The organism is Hydrogenovibrio marinus (assembly GCF_013340845.1).
GTDB lineage: Bacteria > Pseudomonadota > Gammaproteobacteria > Thiomicrospirales > Thiomicrospiraceae > Hydrogenovibrio > Hydrogenovibrio marinus.
This window is the reverse complement of sequence record NZ_AP020335.1, coordinates 1,971,135-1,990,184: the sequence shown is the minus strand read 5'-3', so window position 1 is coordinate 1,990,184 and position 19,050 is coordinate 1,971,135. Positions and strand designations below refer to the sequence as shown.

Here is a 19,050-nt window from a genome sequence, read left to right as displayed (position 1 = left end):
AACATCTCTTTGTACTGGTCAAGCAATTTCGGACACATCACGTTTATAATTTTCATATTCAATAGGACTCATGTCACCATTGCTTGTATGAAGCCTTTCTAAGTTGTAATAACGCATATACGCTTTCACATCGTCAATCATATGCTCATGGTTAGGTTGATGTACTTTGAGCAGCCAGTCATGCTTTAAACTGCCAAAGAACCTTTCAACCACGGCATTATCCCAACACGCGCCAACATCGCCCATTGAGGCTCGGATTTTGAATTGTTTCAGCTGCGCTCTAAATGCGTCACTGGTGTATTGTGATCCACGATCACTATGGAAGATCACCCCTTTGGGCGGCTTTCTAAGCCAGTAGGCTTGCTTGAGCGACTCAAGCACGAGTTCGGTGGTCATGCGCGGGCTGATTGACCAACCGATAATCCGGCGTGAGTACAAGTCCATCACCACGCTCAGGTATAGCCAACCCTGTGCGGTTTTTAAATAGGTGATATCACCGGCCCACACTTGATTCATGCCTGTGGGGTTAAAGTCCATGTTCACAAGGTTATCTGCCACAGCGTGGCTTGGGTCCCGTTTTGTGGTGACTTTGAATGCAACACGCTGTTCAACCTTTAGGTTTAAGATTTCCATTAACTTGATGACTTTGTGGCGCCCAACCTTAAAGCCTTCTTTACGTAATCGCTTCATCAGTTCTCGTGAACCGAGACTGTTTCGACTGGCTATAAAAAGGGCTTTAGCTCGCCGATACAGTCGCAGTTGTTCTTCGGTAATAATAGCCTTGGGACGCTTGATCCAATCGTAATAGCCGGAGCGGCTAAAACTCATCACCTTACAGCTTAATTTAACCGAGTAGCCTTCTTGCGCCAACGTATGGATAAACTCAAATCCTAGTGCATTTCTCGGGCGAAGAAGGCTGAGGCCTTTTTTAAAATGTCTTTTTCCATTCGAAGCCGCTTGTTTTCAGCTCGCAGCTTTTTGAGTTCTTCACGCTCATTATCGCTTAAGGCCGCACCATTGGTTTGCGCTTCAAGCTTGTCTTTCCACTTGTAAAGCAAGTTTGGATTAACGCCTAGCGCTTGCGCCGCTTCAGCAACGCTATAACCTTGTTCAGTGACAAGCGCGACCGCTTCTTGTTTAAATTCTTTGGTGTAAGTTTTATAAACTCGCTTCTGATTCATAACCACTCCTAGATTCGACAACATCTATTGTCTCTCATTGAAGTGTCCGTTTCCATTAGACCAGTTCAAGTCTTTAAATTTAAAGAGAGGAAAAAAATGAAGAAGCTATTTTTAGTTTTTTTGGCGGTTAGTGCTTTGCAGTTGACTGGTTGTTCTACCATGATGACAAAGGAGAACAATAATAAAATTGTATCGGGATATTATGTGAAGCTTGACAATGATAAACGAATCACCGATAAAGTGATTAATTTATCTTTTGAAGTAAGCAAAGAAGCAAATCTTAGAGGGTTTGAACTTAGCAAGTTGGAATCAGATGTTCGTGATGACTTAATTTCAAAAGGAATTACGTTATCGCCGACAGGAAGAAAGGTTACTGTAAGATTAAATTCTTTGAAATTATGGAAAAATAATTTTAGAAAATCTAATAGTTACAGCAACGGTATTTCTGATGGTGTTGGTGACGCTTTAGGATTAGGGTTGGCAGCTAGGGTTGTTGGTGGTTTGGTTGAAAACAAAGTCAACAAGTCTATGCAGTCCACCAAGCCAGAGCTAAACTGCACTGAAGATTGCTCTCCTGAGATGAATTTTTCAATAATTGCTGATAATTATGAAACCAATGTACATCTTCGAGCAGTGGGTAAGGTTAGTTATTATTACAGTTATATTAGAAACTTCACTGAAAGAGCTGTTGTTGAATTTTTTGAACCAAAGTGATGAAAATTCTTGAACAAAATCAAACCCGCCTTGCGCGGGTTTTTTTACGTCTAAATTGCAGAAATTCAGACTTAATCAAAAAGTAAACATTTCCACCAATCTATCCGAAACTAGCTTCTGAGTATCAACATTCAGTTTCCCAAGTTTTTTCACAAATCTGCGTTTATCCACCGCACGAATCTGATCTAACAATACCAATCCATTCTTACCGGCAAACACACAATTTATTCTGGACGGGAACTCAAAGCCTTGAGAGGTCATGGGAGCGACCAGTACAGTCGATAAAGCCGCCATTTCATTGGGAGAAATAACCAGACATGGCCGCGTTTTATTGATCTCTCGACCGACGGTCGGATCAAGGTTAATCAACCAAACTTCAAACCTTTTCATTACCACGTCCAATCTGATTCTGTTTGAGATTCGCCAATATCTGATTCAAGCCATTCCTTGTCTTCATTGGTAGTAGGTTGATGTGCCAATAATGAAAACTTTTCAGCCCAACCTTCTCTTACTTTTTTGACAGGACTGATTAAAATCCCTTCCGGCAAAACAGAAAACTCCAATTCTTTATCTTGGATTTGCGCTTGCTCAATAAGGTTTTTAGGTATCCTAACGCCTTTTGAATTTCCAATTGTGATTAAGTGTGCCATCAGAAACGCCCCTCTCTTAAAGTAATTACAATGTAATTATACTAGAAGTGTATAATGAACAGCAAGATAGAAGTTTTTTTAAAAATAGATTTGCTTAAAAGGAAAAATAAACCGCCATCAAGCGATTATTTTTAATTTACGCACCTTACCCATTGCGGAAAGTTTTTTGTTTAAATTTGATACCATATTGATGATTTCAGAGCGTTCTTGAAGCAACTCAATAGCCTCTTTTATCAGTCTTTTGGTTTTTTCGGAAGATTCTTTAAAATCACCAGAGCGTTTTACCTTTCTTAAAGGTGTTTTTGTTTTATAGGACAAAAATACAGAATCATCACCTTTCTTTGTAGAATACCAAACCAACCATGATGGATGTGGGCATCCAAGACAATCTTTTCCGCATGAATATAGATGTAAAGTAATTGCGCCTGGTTTTTTAGGTTGACTCTTTTTGATCAGCTCAGATAAGGATTCAAGTCTCAGATTAATTTCTGTAATTCTATCCAAGGCATCGCGCCCTAGAGATTCAAAAGATTCGTAATGTTGTTTGGTAGGCATATCAAAATCCCGCACCACACTTTAAGTGTGTTTTTTATGTGTGTAGAAAAAGAAAGGCCCAGAAGGAGCACAAACTCAATCTAGGCCATAAGTAACTAAGGTGCCAGCCTAAAAGCGGAGAAGACCACTTTCGGGGATAGTCGTTGGAATAACTCACAGCACGATAACGAGGCGGCTTACAGTCATGTGACTTCGCCTAATGTGGATAGCGGACATTTAGCTCTCCGTGCTATGGAGGGAGGTATTGTAAGAATAGCTTCTAATGGAACGGATTCTTATGATGGTTCTCAAGCAACGACAACAGGATTACCTGCTACTGCAAGCATTGCAAGTCAAGTAGCACAATCACATAAAAACCAGGCTGCACATTTAACTGAGCAAGCTAAAACTGATAGTGTTGCTTCCGCAATGCAATTGGCTACTGCGTTTGGAATGGTTGCTTCTCACATGACAAGTGCTGAAATGGCTAATTCATTTGACTGGAAAAAGGGTGCAGCATCAAGCAAAGAAGTCGGTGAGAACTGGGAACATAGTTATGCGGCGGCTAAAGACCTTTTAAGTAAATATGGTATTAATGATAAACAGTCAATAGCTAAAACTGCAACCGCATTAGCGCAAGGTGGGATTGATACATCAAAAACTTTATGGGGTTCTGTTGAAGAAAAGATTGTAGGTGCTTCTGTTTCAGCTAAATGGACTGATGAAAAGAAAGCGCAATTTGCTAAAGATTTAGCTCATACTCAAGAACAAACCTCTAAAGGAACAACGCAAGATGTTCAAAAACAAACTGTTTCTGACATGCAAAAAGCTCTAACTGACGAGAACTTCTTAACTAAAGCTGGAGTAACAGGAAAAGATGCTACAGACGTTAAAGGAAGTGTTGACGAGTCAAGAAAACTCGACAAGATTTCTCAAGATACCTTGAAAAAAGCCCAATCTGAAACTGAAGCTTATGAGCGTTTAGAGCAAATATCAAAAGATAAAGGCTTTAACTTGACGGCGATGATGCATACGCCTGAAGGAAGAGCTATGAGTAGAGCCTTCCAGCAAGGTGACTTGCCTAAAGCGGAAAAACTTGTAAACAAACTTTTTGACCAATATAAATTGTCGCAAGGGCAAACTTCAGTTACAAAACCGAAGGGTTACACTGATCCTGCGGGTGAACATAAATCAAATGAACACAAACTGGCTGCCGACTATGCAAAACAATCTGCTAAGTTGCAGCAGAAAGGTCCCTCTGAACAAGTTGGCAAAAATATAAGTACAGTACAAACCGCAGTTGGTAATGCTCTTCATCCAATGGTACAGAAAGAAAAAGAAGTGGCGACCAAGGGACAACCAACTAAGAATGAAGTTGCATCAAATCAAAGTCATGCTCCTAAACAAACCAATCTAAAAGACAAGGTAAAAGAGGCTACAAATAATGGAGAAGGTGTTTCTCAAAATAAAGCTTTAGCTACTTCAATAGTTGGGAAAAATAGTTGGGAAGAAGCACCTACCACACCTAAAGATGATAGTCCAAAAGTGGCAGAAACACCTATCGAAACAGCTCAAAACCTTGATGCATCGAGAAATATGATGATCTCAAACTATGAGCAAGCGGGATACTCAAAGAAAGAAGCAGCTAAACTAGCTGATGAAGCTATGATGAACCAACAAACAGCTCCACCTCCTGCGCCGCAGGAAACACCAGCATCAAGAGAACAAAGACCTCAAGAGCCAAGTAAGCCAACTGAAGTAGCGGCGGCGAGTAACGCCGGGCAATATCCGGGGCAAACAGTTAGAACTGAAGGTGAGCCGGAGCCTCAGAATAATCCAAGAGAACCTATTTCACCTAGAAAAACCTAACAAAAAGTTAAATAATGGATTAACCTTGTATTAGTGAATCAATTGCTTGGAGGTATCCATGGAAAATTTAAAACCAAAAGACTGGGAGCAATCTCAGTCAAACAACCAGTTTGTAGATGTAGAAGATGTCTATGAGGAAGAAGATCATTCTGCTTTGAATGCGGCTGGATTTATGACTGGGTTTATTGTTTATTTCATCGTGTATGCTTTCGCTTCTGGCGGCTTTGATATGGAGTATTTCTTTCTTGAGCATATTTATGCTTGGATTGCTATTTCTGTCATATTCCTATTTTTAATAGGAATTTTTTTTAAAGGAGCTAAAGCGGAACTTACTGAAAAGGAAATTCATTATTTAGAACTAAAAAGACAAGAAGATTTTAGTAAATCTTATAACCCGTTAGATCCTGATCCTAATGTTTCATTAGGAACTTATTCATGGAATGATGATAAGTAGTAAGAGTTTCAATATATCCACTTAATCGACATATCCCTCTGATATGTCGATATTTTCCCAAAAAATAAACACATCCCCTTTCTTGTTTTTTGGTGTCCCCATTTTGTGATTAATGCCAATACTTGATTAATTATAACGCATTGCGTTATATAACGATACTCGTTATAATTAACTCATGATTCAGACGTTTAAAGACAAAGATGCTGAAAAGGTATTTAAAGGCCAGTTTTCCAAAAAATTACCGCAAGCGATTCAGCGCAAAGCTCGTATGAAGTTGCGTATGCTTGATGCGGCTCTGACTCTGGAGGATTTGCTTATTCCTCCGGCGAATCGTCTGGAGACATTGAGCGGTGACAGAAGCGGCCAGCACAGCATCCGCATCAACCAGCAGTGGAGAGTGTGCTTTGTTTGGAATGATGGACAGGTTCAAAACGTTGAGATTGTGGATTACCACTAGGAGGAAAGATGAACAGAATTGACAATATCCACCCAGGTGAGATTTTATTAGAAGAATTTTTAGAGCCTTTGCAGATTTCTCAAAATAAACTGGCAAAGGTAATGAAAGTACCGCCACGCCGCATTAATGAGATAGTTCATGGCAAGCGCTCGATTACTGCGGATACCGCCATACGATTGGGTTTAGCGCTGGGAACCACTGCACAGTTCTGGACGAATTTGCAGGCGGCTTATGAATTGGAAGAAGCTAGTTTAGCCAAAGGCGCGGAGTTTGTGGCAATTGAACGCATTGTGGCGTAGAGGTATCAATTCCGGCCACAAAAAAACTTAACTTACAACCTAGTCTAAAACCGCATTTAATGGTTGGCATCAATCACAAAATGTGGATGCCCGTTTTTTCAACTCCATTCACTCCTTACACTTAAAATGTGTTTCCAAAAAAAACAACCGAACCAAAAGGAATGGGTAGTAATTGTATTTACCTTTTCTCTTGTATATACTTATAATATATAGTTAATATTGGAGGTGCTATTTTGATTAATGCAACTGTTTTTGAAAACAACAAAACACAAGCTGTTCGCCTACCCGTTGCTGTTCGTTTTCCTGATTCAGTAAAAAAAGTTGTTGTTCGTGTTGTGGGTAAAGAACGAATTATTAGCCCGTTAAAAAATACATGGGACAGTTTCTTTTTAAATCCAGAAACATCGGTTTCAGATGATTTTTTGAATGAACGTGCTGAACAAACAGAAGCTTTGAGAGAGTCGTTTGATGATTAAGTATTTACTGGACACGAATATTTGTATTTATGTCATCAAGCGTAGACCAATCGAGGTTCTTGAAAGATTCAATGAGGCATCAGGACATATCGCAATATCTTCTATTACGCTTGCTGAACTGTTGCATGGTGTTGAAAAGAGTAAGCATGTTGCCAAAAACCTGAAAGCGGTTGAAGACTTTTGCAGTCGTTTGGATGTCATAAATTATGACGAAAACGCGGCATCACATTACGGTGATATTCGCGCCGATTTAGAAAGAAAAGGCAAAACGATTGGTGTCAATGATTTGCACATAGCAGGTCACGCAAGAAGTATTGGCGCTATTCTTGTGAGCAATAACCTAAAAGAATTTGAACGTGTCGAAGGTTTAAGGTTTCAAAACTGGATTGGCTGAAATTTCTATCAAATCTAAAAAATCCCTATTCAACTGAAATTTCTCCCTTGTGTTTTTATCTAAACCCATTTTTCGTGGGTTTGGCTTTAAAAAATGCAAAAACGGAGAAACAAAGATGTCAGATGAACTAGACGTTGCAACACAAACCAAAGAAAAAAACCAAGCGCATGAAGAAAAACACACTGAAAGTGTGAAAGACGAAACAGCAAAAACAACCTGTAAAAAACGGCTTATTTTTGTGATGCGAATTCAGGTTCCAAATTATTTTTCGCCCTTTTATCTCTGAAGATAAAAAAGGAGAATGAAATGGCATTCGATGGTTTTTTAACGTCAAAAGAAGCAGCTGAATTTTTGGGGTGTGCCGAGATTACACTTAGGGCTGCAAGAGTAAGTGGTGTGTTATTTGGTCTGCCTGCACCTGCGTTCAAAAAGTTGGGTAGGAGAGTTTACTACTCGATAGAAGAGCTGGAAGCATGGGTTTTACAAATTAAAAATTTGCCTGATCATGTTAACACATTAACGGTTTAGTTCATTGCTTGTATATGAAGGCATTCTATTGTCTGTAATTGATTATAAAAGTAGTGCTCAGCTGTGACCCATTTGTGACCTACAAAAAATTTATTAAAAATTGTATAATAGTTAAGTTATTGAAATTAAAGATATTTAATTGGTCGGGACAGTAGGATTTGAACCTACGACCCCCGCCACCCCATGACGGTGCTCTACCAGGCTGAGCCATGCCCCGAAAATTGAAGACTGTATTATAGGGTTCGGCTAGAAATTATCAAGCTTTTGTCTGTTGCAGACTGTTAATTAATCACTGCCGCGAAGATGGCTTGGCGGTTTGCCTGTCCAACGTTTGTAAGCGCGGGAAAAAGAGCTGATATTACCAAATCCAAGCAGGAACGAAATCTCACTCAAAGATAGGTTGCTGTCCTTGATGTAGGTAGCCGCTAAATCTTCTCTTACTTCGTTCATTAGCGTCTTGAACGTGGTGTTCTGTTCTTTCAAGCGTCTCTGTAGGGTTCTGTCGTTGATATGTAACGCTTGCCCAACCGTTGTATCGGTGACATTGCCATTTGGCAATTGTTTGATGATCTCGGACTTCACTTGCTCGACAATATTTTTGCGATCCATTTTCGCTAGGTACTCAATCATCACCTGATCATGAAGTTTTGCCAATTGTGGTTGTGCGCCCTCGGACATCTCCAGCGCATCTTTCATGTGGATGACGAAACGGTTGTCTTTAGCGCCAAAGAAAACCGGGCATTTGAAAAGTTCTTCAAACGCTGAGGTATCTTCTGGAGCGCTATGCTTAAGGTGAATTTCCGCTGGTTGGAAATGTTTACCAAAGTTCGCTCGGCACATGGCAAGCATAATCGCCATGAATCCATCTGTGCGATATGGCAACTGTCTTGCGACACTTCGATAATGCAAAATCAAGCTTAAATATTTTGGTGTTTCCTCGATCTCAAAATATGCACCTTCGGTGACAACGCGAGAGTAACGCTGAAAACGCCCCAAAGCATTTTTAAGGTTTTCGCTCGAAAGCCATGCATAGCCCAAAGCGCCCATTTGTGAAGGGTGCCAGCACTCTACGGCCTTTAAGCCAAATGCAGGGTCTTGGATATGTGTTGCAGCCTCTGCCCAAATATCGTCCAACGTCGAATATGGCAAACGAGCGTTAGGGTCATTCAACCTTTTAGGATCAATCTGTAACTTTTTTAAAATCTCTGCTGGGTTAATACCGTAGGATTCAATCAGTTTTAGAGAAAGCTTGGACGTTTGAGCGGAAAAGGTTAGGGCCATATTGGACTCATTGTTAATGCAGTTGTTTCATTTTAGAGTTTTTTACCTAAAAAGAAAAGATAAGTGTCGCGTTTTGCTTAGCGTAGCTAGCGTTAGGAGTTGGAGTGGCGAACAGAGAAGGCCCAAACCAAAAAGCGTTTGATGTAGGGAAAGTAGCCAATCAAAACATAAAAGATTGAGCCGAAAATAACGCCCAGCATTACGTTTCCAAGGAAGAAAGGTTGCCAGATGGTAGGGAAGACTTCGCTAAACCATTGTGACGAAGCGATTGGAATGTTTTGGGCATGCCCAGCCAATTCTGCGGAAGAAGGGGTGTTCAATACCCAAGTACCAAAACGGTAGCCGCCATACCAAATAGGTCCCATGGTTAAAGGGTTGGTAATCCAAGCCAAAGCGGTTGCAAATGGAATGTTGGCGCGAACATAGTAGGCGATGATTGAGCCCAGCAGCATTTGGAAGGGTATAGGTAGCATCATGCAAAAAGCACCTACAAAGCCTGCGCGTGCAAAGGACATGCGATCACCTGCCCAATAGACAGGGTCTTTAAACTTTGGGAAGTACTTGTTGAGAAAAGGCGAGCGTTTGACTTTGCGTCCGATTTGCACGACTTTTAAATGCAGGTAACGTTTCATGATTTCATTATATAGCAGTCGGTTGACTCTAACTGTGAAGTAAAGAGTAAGGTAAGGATGCTAGCCCCAACCTGGCAGATTTTTAGCAGAATCTGCCAGGTTGGGGTGGTGGTTTAATGTGCCGTCGTATCGAAGATGCGATCAATATCTTCTTTGGTGAGTCGCAAGTGGAAGTTGCACATTTCGTTGTGTACGACGATTTCCCCTTGTTCTTCCAGAAGCTGTCTGGCATCAGCTTCCCCTAGAGAGCGAATCATCATTTCAATGCGTTCAGGATCTTGAGGGCAGTTGTACTCGACCGTGTTGGGTTCAAATAGCTCAATGACTTCTTCGTGGAATAGCCTGTGGAGTAGGGTTTCTGAATCAAGCGAAACCAACTCTTCGGTGGTGAGGGTTTCGGTCAGCATGCTGATGCGGTTCCAGCCGTCACCATCAGTCTCTTCTTCGGTTTTGTTTGAAGAAGGCGGCATCTGCTGAATTAAAACCCCGCCAATGCCTTTTTCGTTAGCGGCTAGCCAAAGCTTTGATGGAAGTTGTTCAGATTGAGTCAGGAAGGCTTCAAATGCTTCAGTGACGGTACTGCCTTCGCGATCGACATAAGATTGGAACAGGGAGTCAGTTAGAGTGTTTTCCATGGTCATTAGGATTTGACCATCGCCCAACAACTCATCCAAAGTGCTTTCATTGGTCAATGCTCTGTTGGTTTTGGCGACGCCGCGAATCTGTAATTCATGTGTGGCTTCAACTACTAATAGGTTTACAGGGCCTTGGCCTTGGATTTGAATAATGACTTTTCCAGGGTGCTTGAGACCGTTTGCCATCATGATTGTCATGGCGGTTAACTCGCCTAACACTTCAATCAATGCAGGCGTGTAGTGGCGGTCTTCAATCATCTTTTGCCAAACATCGTCCAGTTGCAGGTGTTGGCCGCGAATGTCCAAGTCTTTAAACAAAAAACGTTTAATGGTGTTCATTAAAATTTCCCTTGTGCCTGTAAGTCTGCATGGTACGAGGAGCGCACCATCGGCCCGGATGCCACATGGGTAAAGCCCATTTCATAGCCGGCTTCCTCGACAGCCTTGAACTCATCCGGTGTCCAATATTTCTTAACCGCCAGGTGGAAGTTAGATGGTTGTAAATATTGACCGACAGTAAGCATTTCAACATCATGCGCACGTAAATCGCGCATGACTTCCAGTAATTCTTCCATGGTTTCGCCTAACCCAACCATTAAGCCGGATTTGGTGGTGGTTTCCGGTTTCATTTGTTTGAATCGTTTGAGTAGATCCAATGAGGCTTGGTAGTCGGCACCTGGGCGAGCTTCTTCGTAGAGGCGGGGAATGGTTTCCAGATTGTGATTCAGTACGTCTGGTGCTTGCGTGCTCAGAGTCTCTAATGCAGTGGTAAGTCTGCCGCGGAAATCTGGCACGAGGGTCTCAATTTTCACTTCCGGTGTACGTTGACGAATCTCGGCTATGCAGTTGCGGAAGTGCGTGGCTCCGCCATCCCTTAAATCATCTCGGTCTACCGAGGTGATAACAATATAGTTTAGCTTCATCGCTTCTATTGTCTCTGCAAGGTGCTGAGGCTCGTTTTTGTCCAATGCTTTTGGTCTGCCGTGTGTCACATCGCAGAAAGGGCACTTGCGTGTGCAGATGTGACCCATAATCATGAAAGTAGCGGTACCGTGGCCGAAGCACTCTCCAAGGTTTGGGCAAGAAGCTTCTTCACAGACGGTGTTGAGACCTTGCTCACGAAGGATGTTTTTGAGTTCTTTAACACGACCGATATGACGAGCGGCTGGAAGCTTGGCTTTAATCCAAGTCGGTTTTTTCAGTTTTGGTGCGCTAGGGTCAGGCTTGTGCTTAAGGGATTTTGTTTTGTATTCTCCCTTAGACATTTCTTCTCGACGTTGTTTTAGGTCCGAGGAAGCTTCGTCAGATGTTTTGGTTAATCCGGTAATTTGATTGACAGGAATTTCTTGAAAGTTTGGTGCGCTCATAAGCTAGGTTCTGTGTTAATTTTGGCTATTATACAATAATGACGATTACGGGATATTGATTGCGCGGAATCAGTTGGTGTTGCTAAGGTGTAAGCGCAGCATATCAAGGGCTTGGTTTTCCAGTGCGGCGTAGTCGATTTCGTTTGCATGTTCCGAAAGCTGTGTCATTTCCATGCCCACCAATCCGCAGGGATTAATCCAGTGGAAAGGTTCCAAGTCCATATCCACATTGAGTGCCAAGCCATGATAGGAACGGAATTGTCGAATCTTGAGACCAAGAGAGGCGATTTTTCTGCCATCAACATAAACACCCGGTGCATCTGTTCTGGCCTCTGCCGAAAGTTGGTAGTGCTCTTTTAGCAACGCAATCAAAGCATTTTCAATACGGTGAACAAAGTCTTTTGCCCCCAACCTGGCGCGTTTTAAGTCCATCAGAATGTAGATGATGAGTTGCCCCGGAGCATGGTAAGTCACTTGTCCGCCTCTGTCTGTTTGTACGAGCGGAATGGTGGGGTGGGTGCTGAGCAAATGCTCCGCTTTGCCGTTCAAACCCTGAGTGAAAACAGGTGGGTGTTGCACCACCCAAAGTTCGTCTTGGGTATCAGGGGTGCGATTGTTTGTGAAGGCTTGCATGGCATCCCACGTGGTGTCGTAGGGTTGCAAGCCGAGGTGTTTGATGATGAAAGGCATCGTCACACAGTTTTAGAGTGTCATCAACACTTCAGGGTGCTGTTTGAGTTCACCATAGATGGCATGTAGCTGCGCCAAGCTGGTAGCGTGGAAAGTGATATTTACCGACACAAAGTGACTGGCTTTGGAATCTTTTAGGTGAATGTTCTCTCTGGTAACATCTGGAGCATGCTTTTTGGTAATTTCAAAAACCGTGTCAATAAATGTTTCCGATGTGCGTCCCATGGCTTTAAGCTGATAGTCGCATGGAAATTCAATCAGACTCTCGTTATCGGGAGTATGTAAATCAACCGTCATGTTGTTATCCTTTTTTATTGTCGGTCAGTGTTCGGCTTGCATCAGCGAGTGTTTGGCTTGTGCGAAATAAGATTGCATTTTAAGCCAAATCGGGCCTGGTTTTCCACTGCCTACAGGGGCATTGTTCAGCAAGCAAACGGGCAAGGCGTCCTTAGTTGAGCTGGTTAGCCAGATCTCATCTGCCGCTTCAAGGTCTGCCAATGTGAGTGTTTGTTCAATGACTTTAATACTATGGTCATTTGCGATTTTTTCAATGATCATGCGAGTAATGCCGGGAAGAATTCGATCACTTAAAGGAGGGGTGAGTAAGACCTCATCCTTGACAATGAAAACATTGCTGGCCGTTCCTTCTGAAATTTGACCGTCTCTACCGATCAAAATGGCGTCGTCCGCACCTTGTTCCTTTGCGGCGATTTTCATCATGACATTCGGCAATAAAGTGGTGGCCTTTATGTCGCATCTTAGCCAACGAATGTCTTCCAAGGTAACGATCTTGATGCCGTTTTGCAGGATACTTTCGGAAACGGGTTTTAAGGGGTTGCAGTAGGCATAAATGGTAGGGGTAAGGTCTTTATCGGGTGTATGATCCCGCACCCATTGAATGCCACGAGTGACTTGTAAGTAGATAAACTGGTCGTTCCATGGATGTCTGTTTACTAAATCATTTAAAAGGGCTTTCCATTGCTCATCCGAGTAGGGGTCTTGCATGGAAATGGCGGTAAGGCTTTTGCGAAGCCTATCAAGGTGTGCGTCAAGCTGAAACAGTTTTTTTTGGAAGACAGGGATGACTTCATAGATGCCATCCCCAAATAGAAAGCCGCGATCTTGAGTCGAAATTTTTGCCTCTTCAAGAGGCAAAAAATCGCCATTTAAGAAGGCGATCTGTTCCGGCATATTACAAGCCTATGAAATTCAACAGGGCTTGGAAAAGTAGCTTGATTTGATCGATAAGCTTTTTGAAGAAAGAACCTTCATCAATTTCACTGGTTGCAACCAATGGTCTCTCTGCAACTACCTTTCCGTTCAGGGAAACGTGTAGATCTCCTAACACCTGACCTTTTTGGATTGGCGCGCGAATGTCTGACTTAATAGACGTTTCGATTTTCAGGTTTTTATACTGGCCACGAGGAATGGTGATGTATAGATCATTTGCCAAGCTCAAGCCAACCGTGTTTTGCTTGCCTTCCCAAACACGTGCGTCATGCAAGCGTTGATCAGCGGAATACAGTTTATGTGTTTCAAAGAAACGGAATGCATAGTTGATCAACTTTTGACTTTCAGAAACGCGTTTTGCTGCCGAAGGGGTGCCGACCACAACAGAGACAATACGCATGCCGTTTCGGTGTGCAGAAGACACTAGGCAATAACCTGCGGATTCGGTATGACCTGTTTTTAAACCATCCACAGAAGGGTCTTGCCACAACAGCTTATTACGGTTGTATTGGGTAATGCCATTGAAGGTGAATTTCTTCTGGTCGTACCACTTGTAGTCTTCTGGAAATTTTTGGATCAGTGCTTTTGCAACTTTTGCCAAATCAGTAGCGGTACTGTAATGTTCTGGATTAGGCAGGCCTGTCGCATTTGCAAAGTGCGTGCCTGTCATACCCAGCATCTGGGCATATTTGTTCATAATTTCTACAAAGACGCTTTCACTACCTGCAACATGTTCAGCCAAGGCAACGGTTGCATCATTCCCCGATTGAACGACCATTCCTTTAATCAAGTTGCCGACTGATACTTTCTGACCAACTTCAATAAACATCTTCGAACCAGGCATTTTCCATGCCTTTGGCGAAATGGTCACCATGTCATCAAGAGACATATTACCGTTTTTCAGCTCACTAAGAATGACATAGCCTGACATGATTTTTGTCAAACTCGCAGGTTCTATACGGTCATCAGCGTTGTAGCTGGCAAGCACTGCGCCGCTATTAAAGTCGACGACCAGATAAGCTTTGGCATCCAGTTTTGGCGGAGATGGAATGACATACGGCATCGGAGGCGATACTGTTGTTGTCAGGGTTGGTTCTGGTGCATCCGCTAAACTGTTAGTTGAAACAAACAAGAGTGCGAGGAAAATACTAAAAAGCTTTGTCATGGGGAATCTTTTAAAGTTGAGTATGAATGTAAAAGTCATAGCGACAATTTGACGCATAATTTAACACAAAACTACCTACGCTTAAAGGTTAGTAAGGTTTGAAATAGGCTTAAGTTTTTACAGAAAAATTTCTTCACAAGGATTAAGAAGTCAGTAGCTTTTTGTGAGTGTGGATTGACATCAGTATGCCGAAACTGATCATCAGCGTTACCAGCGAGCTTCCGCCATAACTGATTAATGGTAGTGGGAGTCCCACAACGGGTAAAAGACCGCTCACCATGCCAATATTGACGAACACGTAAACAAATAGTGTCATCACCAAACTTGAAGCTGCAAGTCGTGCGAAGTTGTCTTGTGCTTGCGATGCGATATAAAGTCCTCTGCCAATAATGAGTGTGTAAAGAATTAAAAGAGAAGTGACGCCAACCAACCCGAACTCTTCGGCAAGTACAGAGAAAATAAAGTCGGTAGTCGATTCTGGCAAGAAATCTAAGTGAGCTTGGGTGCTGCCCATAAAGCCTTTCCCTTCCAATCCGCCTGAGCCGATGGCGATTTTCGACTGGATAATGTGGTAGCCACTGCCTAAAGGGTCAGATTCCGGGTTCAAGAATGTCATGACCCGCTGTTTTTGATAGTCATACATATAAAAATGCCAGACGATAGGTAAAGAGGCAGCAACTACACCTATGGCGGACAATATTAAGCGCCAGGACAGTCCCGCGAAAAAGATAACGAAGAGCCCACTCATGGCGATAAGAATTGATGTTCCTAAATCTGGTTCAACAATAATCAAGCCTGCTGTGAACAGCACGATTATGATGCCGACCAGCATTTTACGGTTTGGTGGTGGCAGGGTGTCGTGCGCAAATAGCCAGGCAATGGTGAGTGGCAGTACCAGCTTCATCAGTTCAGAAGGTTGGAAACGGAAGAAACCAAGGTCAAGCCAACGACGGGCGCCTTTGCCGATTTCTCCAAAGAGCAATACACTCGCCAGCATGATAATGCCGATCAAAAATAGCCAAGGCGTGTAGACACGCATCAGATTTGGAGGGATTTGGGCAAATAGCAACATCAATAAGAAGGCAAAGCCGTCACGAGCTAAATGGCGATGCAGTACTTCTGCGTCTCCGCCGGACGCACTGTAGACAATCATGCTACTGGCTAGCATAAGGAGTAAGATGCCAGCCAATAACCAGGCGTCAAGATGAAACGATTCCAGCCAGCCTTTGTTTCGGCGATAAACTTTTTCTCTAACGTCCAGCTCAATCTTCATCAGGATTCATCTTTGTGCAGTTGTGTGAGGTAGTAGCGCGCAATGTCAACAGCCACAGGAGCAGCCTTCACACTTGAGTTCTCAATAATAACACTTATCGCAATTTTAGGTTTTTTCACTGGGGCGAAGCCAATAAATAACGAGTGGTCACGGAGTGTCTTTTTAATGTTTTCTTCGTCATAGTCCTCGTCACCAAGACTGAATACCTGAGCGGTACCCGTTTTGCCGGCTATAGTAAATGGAAGATCCTTGGCATAACGGTAAGCCGTACCATGGTAGCTGCTCATGACGTTCATCATGCCTTTAATAACTTTTTCCCAGTTGGAGATTTTTTCAATTGAGATTTGAGGTTGAGGCTCAATGTCTTTACCTTTTAGTAAATGAGGGGTAATGATTTTGCCTCGGTTTGCCATGATTGCGACCGCTTTTGCTAACTGTATCGGTGTTGCTAGGAAGTAACCCTGTCCGATGGCGGCAATGATGGTTTCACCCTTGAACCATGGTTTGTTCTTGGTTTCACGCTTCCATTCTTTAGAGGGCAAGATTCCGCTGGACTCTCCATGTAGGTCGATGCCTGTTGTGTGGCCAAAACCAAAAGGATAAAGGTCGTCGTGAATCATTTGAATACCCATTTTCAAGCTGAGCTCATAAAAATAGGTATCGCAAGATTCGGTGATGGCTTTGTTCATGTCAACCAATCCGTGGCCGCCACGTTTCCAGTCGCGGTAACGATGGTTTTTGAAGTCGAAATACCCAGGGTCAGAAATTTTGGTGTAAGGCGAGATAACACCATTTTCAATCGCAGATAGTGCAACAAAGGGTTTGATGGTTGAGCCCGGAGGGTACTGGCCATTAATGACACGGTTGATTAAAGGTCTGTACGGGTTGTGGAGTAGCGCAGAATAGTTTTTGCTACTGATTCCATCTACAAAAAGGTTAGGATCATAGCCAGGAGAGCTGACATAGGCGAGGATTTCTCCTGTTTTTGGCTCGATAACAACCACTGCCGCTTTTTTGTTGCCCAGATATTCTTCAATAAATTTTTGAAGTCTGATATCGATAGTCAGTTGGATATCTTTTCCTGGGGTGGCGGGTTCTGTCTCCAATTTACGAATGACTTTACCTCTGGCATTGGTTTCTACTTGTTGTAGCCCAGGTTTGCCATGCAGTACAGATTCATAAGTGCGTTCAACGCCTGTTTTTCCTATGACATCGGTACCTTGATAGTCAGATTCATTTAGGGTCTTTACTTCAGCAGGGTTGATTTTGCCGACATAGCCTATGGCATGCACAGCAACCGGACCAAACGGATAGATACGTTTTAGCTTGCCCGTTAGGGTGACCCCTGAAAACTGATAGCTGTTAGCCGCAAAGACGGAGGCTTCACTTTCACTTAAGCTGTAAGGCAAGTAGATTGGGCGATATTTGCTGGCAACTTTTAAACGGTTATAGAACTTTTCCAATTTGCTGTCAGGGATGTCCGGCAGCAATTTTTTCAAAAGGTTAATGGTCGCGTCAATATTATCGATTTTGTCCTTGGAAAACTTTAGCGCGAATACAGGCTGGTTGTCAGCAAGTAGTACATTGTTTCGATCATAGATTTTGCCTCTTACCGGTGGGAGCGCTTCAACTGAAATACGGTTACCTTCGGACATGGCATGGTAGTGGTCGTAGTTCAGCCACTGTAGGTAGGACATTCTTCCAAAAAGGACAAGAAAGAAGACAATAACAAAGCCTAAGGCGAAGTAAAGTCGCCCCCTAAACAGCAATTTTTGCTGATTGACTTCGTTTTCTGATTGATAGTTGTTACGTCTTGGTTGCATGAGAGCTTACTTGAATAAAGCCCTCTGAGTCAGTGACTGCATGACGTTGGAAACCAAAGGCCAAAGCGCAATGGCAAAAATGGGTTCTAGCCAGTAATAGAGTAGTGTGTTTCCTGAGAGTGTCGGGTGAAAAATAAACCAGCCGGCAACTTGGAAGAACAGGATGTAGAAAGCCACGATAATTGATTGTTGCCACATAGGGTAACTTCTAAACCTAAGGCGTATTCGCAGCATGAAGAATGTGACAGTTAAGAATAACAAAGCATGAGCGCCTAAGGGCGTATTCAGTGAAGCGTCATTTAATAACCCAAGAACAAATGCTGTAAAAAGATGCGTCTGGTTTAAAATTTGCGAACTCCAGAACAATAGTAGCAGCAGTGTAATTGGCGGGGCATAGTGCAGTGCAAAACTGAAGTTTAATGCACTATCAATAATGAGTCCTGCTAAGTAGCTGAAGAGTAAAAGCCACTTAACATGGGAAAAACTAAGAGAAAAAACCTTATCACTCATCTGCGGCAGTTCCATTCAGTTTGGTGTCGATATGAACGTCTATACTTGGGTTTTTAACCGGAGAAAGAATTAGAACTTTGTCGGCCAAATTGATGTCTGCAACAGGGTCGGCCATAATTTCGTAATAGGGTTGATCTTTCAGGGTATTGATGCTGCTGACAGTGGCGACAGGGTAGCCGTTAGGATAAACATTGCCTAGGCCAGAGGTTTCGATGATATCGCCGATTTTAATAGAGCTTGTGTTAGGGATGAACTGTAGTGATAGTTGGGATTGTCCCATTCCTGTCAAAATGCCTCGTTGTCCAGTGCGTTGTATGCGAACTGGAATCTGGATGTCAGAGTCGGTAATAAGTTGAACTCTAGAAGTTGTCGGAGTCACCGAGGTAATTTGTCCGATGAGCCCCTTGGCATCAATTACAGCTTGGTGGAGTTTAACGCCATCGAGGGATCCTTTGTCCAGCGTGAAAAACTGAGAGTAAGGAGATAGGTTATAGTATTTGATGTTGGCAATTTGCACATCCGAAGTAGACATTTGGCTGGCAGTGCCTAACAGCAAATTCAAACGTGACACTTCATGCTGAAGTTTATTCAGTTGTTGTTGTCTTGCCTTTAAGAGCAGGTTTTCAGTTGCTAGCTGTTGATTGCGTTTTTTAAGGTCTTCTACTGTTTTGAAGTCCTGCTGGAAATACTGGTATGTGCTAAGAGGGATAGTTGCTGCCCGTTCAATAGGGTCAATGGTTGTTAATAGTAGAGCACGGAAATTAATAAGAAAATGGCTGTAGTGATCCATAACCATCAGCGCGATGCACAGGACAAAAAATAAGAGGTACTGAGACCCTTCTTTTTGTGGAGAGGTTGTGCTGAGGTTAATGGTTCGACTCCTTGGTT

The 19,050-nt window shown here is 42.8% G+C and carries 25 protein-coding genes and 1 tRNA gene; 9 read left to right on the top strand and 17 right to left on the bottom strand.

Going from position 1 to position 19,050, the window contains the following annotated elements:
* Positions 1 to 18: 18 nt before the first annotated feature.
* Positions 19 to 1,181, bottom strand: a protein-coding gene (locus HVMH_RS09510; protein ID WP_155988733.1) for an IS3 family transposase whose coding sequence is annotated in 2 segments (ribosomal slippage) — positions 19 to 917 and positions 917 to 1,181 — 1,164 coding nt in all. Because the reading frame shifts where the segments join, the coding sequence is not laid out codon by codon here.
* Between the two features lie 96 nt (positions 1,182 to 1,277).
* Between HVMH_RS09510 and HVMH_RS09505 the strand changes: the two genes are divergently transcribed.
* Positions 1,278 to 1,895: a hypothetical protein gene (locus HVMH_RS09505; RefSeq protein ID WP_029912836.1), complete on the top strand. Its 618-nt coding sequence runs from the start codon at positions 1,278 to 1,280 to the stop codon at positions 1,893 to 1,895.
* Between the two features lie 75 nt (positions 1,896 to 1,970).
* On the opposite strand, the gene HVMH_RS09500 is transcribed toward HVMH_RS09505, so the two are convergent.
* From HVMH_RS09500 to HVMH_RS09490, 3 genes are all read right to left on the bottom strand, one after another.
* Positions 1,971 to 2,285, bottom strand: a complete 315-nt coding sequence (locus HVMH_RS09500; protein WP_029912839.1) for a type II toxin-antitoxin system PemK/MazF family toxin — start codon at positions 2,283 to 2,285, stop codon at positions 1,971 to 1,973.
* Positions 2,285 to 2,545, bottom strand: a complete 261-nt coding sequence (locus tag HVMH_RS09495; RefSeq protein ID WP_029912842.1) for an AbrB/MazE/SpoVT family DNA-binding domain-containing protein — start codon at positions 2,543 to 2,545, stop codon at positions 2,285 to 2,287. Before HVMH_RS09495 ends, HVMH_RS09500 begins: the two co-directional genes overlap by 1 nt.
* A 117-nt stretch (positions 2,546 to 2,662) precedes the next feature.
* Positions 2,663 to 3,100: a hypothetical protein gene (locus HVMH_RS09490; protein ID WP_029912845.1), complete on the bottom strand. Its 438-nt coding sequence runs from the start codon at positions 3,098 to 3,100 to the stop codon at positions 2,663 to 2,665.
* Positions 3,101 to 3,286: 186 nt separating this feature from the next.
* Here HVMH_RS09490 and HVMH_RS09485 point away from each other — a divergent pair, with 186 nt between their 5' ends.
* The 8 genes from HVMH_RS09485 to HVMH_RS09450 all read left to right on the top strand — a co-directional run bounded on the left by HVMH_RS09485 (position 3,287) and on the right by HVMH_RS09450 (position 7,556).
* Positions 3,287 to 4,948: a hypothetical protein gene (locus tag HVMH_RS09485; protein WP_155837702.1), complete on the top strand. Its 1,662-nt coding sequence runs from the start codon at positions 3,287 to 3,289 to the stop codon at positions 4,946 to 4,948.
* A gap of 58 nt (positions 4,949 to 5,006) precedes the next feature.
* On the top strand, positions 5,007 to 5,402 hold the full coding sequence (locus HVMH_RS09480; protein WP_029912851.1) for a hypothetical protein: 396 nt from the start codon (positions 5,007 to 5,009) through the stop codon (positions 5,400 to 5,402).
* A 175-nt stretch (positions 5,403 to 5,577) separates the two neighbouring features.
* Positions 5,578 to 5,859, top strand: a complete 282-nt coding sequence (locus HVMH_RS09475) for a type II toxin-antitoxin system RelE/ParE family toxin (RefSeq protein ID WP_029912854.1) — start codon at positions 5,578 to 5,580, stop codon at positions 5,857 to 5,859.
* An 8-nt stretch (positions 5,860 to 5,867) separates the two neighbouring features.
* Positions 5,868 to 6,158 carry a HigA family addiction module antitoxin gene (locus HVMH_RS09470; RefSeq protein ID WP_029912856.1) on the top strand — a complete coding sequence of 97 codons (291 nt, stop codon included), beginning with the start codon at positions 5,868 to 5,870 and terminating at the stop codon, positions 6,156 to 6,158.
* A gap of 233 nt (positions 6,159 to 6,391) precedes the next feature.
* Positions 6,392 to 6,634 carry a type II toxin-antitoxin system VapB family antitoxin gene (gene vapB / locus HVMH_RS09465; RefSeq protein WP_029912860.1) on the top strand — a complete coding sequence of 81 codons (243 nt, stop codon included), beginning with the start codon at positions 6,392 to 6,394 and terminating at the stop codon, positions 6,632 to 6,634.
* Positions 6,627 to 7,028 carry a type II toxin-antitoxin system tRNA(fMet)-specific endonuclease VapC gene (gene vapC, locus HVMH_RS09460; RefSeq protein ID WP_029912863.1) on the top strand — a complete coding sequence of 134 codons (402 nt, stop codon included), beginning with the start codon at positions 6,627 to 6,629 and terminating at the stop codon, positions 7,026 to 7,028. The genes vapB and vapC overlap by 8 nt, the downstream gene beginning before the upstream one ends.
* 115 nt (positions 7,029 to 7,143) lie before the next feature.
* Positions 7,144 to 7,314, top strand: a complete 171-nt coding sequence (locus tag HVMH_RS09455) for a hypothetical protein (RefSeq protein WP_155837703.1) — start codon at positions 7,144 to 7,146, stop codon at positions 7,312 to 7,314.
* A 20-nt stretch (positions 7,315 to 7,334) separates the two neighbouring features.
* Entirely contained in the window at positions 7,335 to 7,556 is a 222-nt protein-coding gene (locus HVMH_RS09450; RefSeq protein WP_029912865.1) for a helix-turn-helix domain-containing protein, read from the top strand.
* 140 nt (positions 7,557 to 7,696) lie between these two features.
* Here HVMH_RS09450 and HVMH_RS09445 read toward each other — a convergent pair.
* From HVMH_RS09445 to mreC, 13 genes are all read right to left on the bottom strand, one after another.
* Positions 7,697 to 7,773: transfer RNA gene (locus HVMH_RS09445), tRNA-Pro, on the bottom strand.
* 68 nt (positions 7,774 to 7,841) lie between these two features.
* Entirely contained in the window at positions 7,842 to 8,837 is a 996-nt protein-coding gene (locus HVMH_RS09440; protein WP_051623142.1) for an AraC family transcriptional regulator, read from the bottom strand.
* A 92-nt stretch (positions 8,838 to 8,929) separates the two neighbouring features.
* On the bottom strand, positions 8,930 to 9,469 hold the full coding sequence (locus HVMH_RS09435; protein WP_029912871.1) for a DUF2062 domain-containing protein: 540 nt from the start codon (positions 9,467 to 9,469) through the stop codon (positions 8,930 to 8,932).
* 113 nt (positions 9,470 to 9,582) lie between these two features.
* Positions 9,583 to 10,443, bottom strand: coding sequence for an Hsp33 family molecular chaperone HslO (gene hslO, locus HVMH_RS09430; RefSeq protein WP_029912874.1), 861 nt, complete (start codon positions 10,441 to 10,443; stop codon positions 9,583 to 9,585).
* Positions 10,443 to 11,471 (bottom strand): lipoyl synthase, encoded by a 1,029-nt coding sequence (gene lipA / locus HVMH_RS09425; RefSeq protein WP_029912877.1) that lies wholly within the window; start codon positions 11,469 to 11,471, stop codon positions 10,443 to 10,445. The genes hslO and lipA overlap by 1 nt, the downstream gene beginning before the upstream one ends.
* Positions 11,472 to 11,540: 69 nt before the next feature.
* Entirely contained in the window at positions 11,541 to 12,161 is a 621-nt protein-coding gene (gene lipB / locus HVMH_RS09420) for a lipoyl(octanoyl) transferase LipB (RefSeq protein WP_051623143.1), read from the bottom strand.
* Positions 12,162 to 12,173: 12 nt separating this feature from the next.
* Positions 12,174 to 12,458 (bottom strand): YbeD family protein, encoded by a 285-nt coding sequence (locus tag HVMH_RS09415; protein ID WP_029912882.1) that lies wholly within the window; start codon positions 12,456 to 12,458, stop codon positions 12,174 to 12,176.
* A gap of 24 nt (positions 12,459 to 12,482) precedes the next feature.
* Positions 12,483 to 13,352, bottom strand: coding sequence for a D-amino acid aminotransferase (locus HVMH_RS09410; protein ID WP_029912885.1), 870 nt, complete (start codon positions 13,350 to 13,352; stop codon positions 12,483 to 12,485).
* A 1-nt stretch (position 13,353) separates the two neighbouring features.
* Complete coding sequence (locus tag HVMH_RS09405) at positions 13,354 to 14,556, bottom strand: D-alanyl-D-alanine carboxypeptidase family protein (RefSeq protein WP_029912887.1); 1,203 nt, start codon at positions 14,554 to 14,556, stop codon at positions 13,354 to 13,356.
* Positions 14,557 to 14,698: 142 nt separating this feature from the next.
* A complete protein-coding gene (gene rodA / locus HVMH_RS09400; protein WP_029912889.1) occupies positions 14,699 to 15,829 on the bottom strand; it encodes a rod shape-determining protein RodA in 1,131 nt (376 codons plus the stop codon).
* Complete coding sequence (gene mrdA / locus HVMH_RS09395; protein ID WP_029912890.1) at positions 15,829 to 17,652, bottom strand: penicillin-binding protein 2; 1,824 nt, start codon at positions 17,650 to 17,652, stop codon at positions 15,829 to 15,831. The genes rodA and mrdA overlap by 1 nt, the downstream gene beginning before the upstream one ends.
* Before the next feature lie 6 nt (positions 17,653 to 17,658).
* The gene (gene mreD / locus HVMH_RS09390) at positions 17,659 to 18,162 is read right to left on the bottom strand and encodes a rod shape-determining protein MreD (protein WP_029912892.1); all 504 of its coding nucleotides are present in this window, start codon (positions 18,160 to 18,162) and stop codon (positions 17,659 to 17,661) included.
* Positions 18,155 to 19,033: a rod shape-determining protein MreC gene (gene mreC, locus HVMH_RS09385; RefSeq protein ID WP_269473372.1), complete on the bottom strand. Its 879-nt coding sequence runs from the start codon at positions 19,031 to 19,033 to the stop codon at positions 18,155 to 18,157. The genes mreD and mreC overlap by 8 nt, the downstream gene beginning before the upstream one ends.
* Between the last annotated feature and the right edge of the window lie 17 nt (positions 19,034 to 19,050).

Coding starts and splice junctions, on each gene's coding strand:
- HVMH_RS09505 (WP_029912836.1), top strand. CDS start 1,278: ATGAAGAAGCTATTTTTAGTTTTTTTGGCGGTTAGTGCTTTGCAGTTG.
- HVMH_RS09500 (WP_029912839.1), bottom strand. CDS start 2,285: ATGAAAAGGTTTGAAGTTTGGTTGATTAACCTTGATCCGACCGTCGGT.
- HVMH_RS09495 (WP_029912842.1), bottom strand. CDS start 2,545: ATGGCACACTTAATCACAATTGGAAATTCAAAAGGCGTTAGGATACCT.
- HVMH_RS09490 (WP_029912845.1), bottom strand. CDS start 3,100: ATGCCTACCAAACAACATTACGAATCTTTTGAATCTCTAGGGCGCGAT.
- HVMH_RS09480 (WP_029912851.1), top strand. CDS start 5,007: ATGGAAAATTTAAAACCAAAAGACTGGGAGCAATCTCAGTCAAACAAC.
- HVMH_RS09475 (WP_029912854.1), top strand. CDS start 5,578: ATGATTCAGACGTTTAAAGACAAAGATGCTGAAAAGGTATTTAAAGGC.
- HVMH_RS09470 (WP_029912856.1), top strand. CDS start 5,868: ATGAACAGAATTGACAATATCCACCCAGGTGAGATTTTATTAGAAGAA.
- vapC (WP_029912863.1), top strand. CDS start 6,627: ATGATTAAGTATTTACTGGACACGAATATTTGTATTTATGTCATCAAG.
- HVMH_RS09455 (WP_155837703.1), top strand. CDS start 7,144: ATGTCAGATGAACTAGACGTTGCAACACAAACCAAAGAAAAAAACCAA.
- HVMH_RS09450 (WP_029912865.1), top strand. CDS start 7,335: ATGGCATTCGATGGTTTTTTAACGTCAAAAGAAGCAGCTGAATTTTTG.
- HVMH_RS09440 (WP_051623142.1), bottom strand. CDS start 8,837: ATGGCCCTAACCTTTTCCGCTCAAACGTCCAAGCTTTCTCTAAAACTG.
- HVMH_RS09435 (WP_029912871.1), bottom strand. CDS start 9,469: ATGAAACGTTACCTGCATTTAAAAGTCGTGCAAATCGGACGCAAAGTC.
- hslO (WP_029912874.1), bottom strand. CDS start 10,443: ATGAACACCATTAAACGTTTTTTGTTTAAAGACTTGGACATTCGCGGC.
- lipA (WP_029912877.1), bottom strand. CDS start 11,471: ATGAGCGCACCAAACTTTCAAGAAATTCCTGTCAATCAAATTACCGGA.
- lipB (WP_051623143.1), bottom strand. CDS start 12,161: ATGCCTTTCATCATCAAACACCTCGGCTTGCAACCCTACGACACCACG.
- HVMH_RS09415 (WP_029912882.1), bottom strand. CDS start 12,458: ATGACGGTTGATTTACATACTCCCGATAACGAGAGTCTGATTGAATTT.
- HVMH_RS09410 (WP_029912885.1), bottom strand. CDS start 13,352: ATGCCGGAACAGATCGCCTTCTTAAATGGCGATTTTTTGCCTCTTGAA.
- HVMH_RS09405 (WP_029912887.1), bottom strand. CDS start 14,556: ATGACAAAGCTTTTTAGTATTTTCCTCGCACTCTTGTTTGTTTCAACT.
- rodA (WP_029912889.1), bottom strand. CDS start 15,829: ATGAAGATTGAGCTGGACGTTAGAGAAAAAGTTTATCGCCGAAACAAA.
- mrdA (WP_029912890.1), bottom strand. CDS start 17,652: ATGCAACCAAGACGTAACAACTATCAATCAGAAAACGAAGTCAATCAG.
- mreD (WP_029912892.1), bottom strand. CDS start 18,162: ATGAGTGATAAGGTTTTTTCTCTTAGTTTTTCCCATGTTAAGTGGCTT.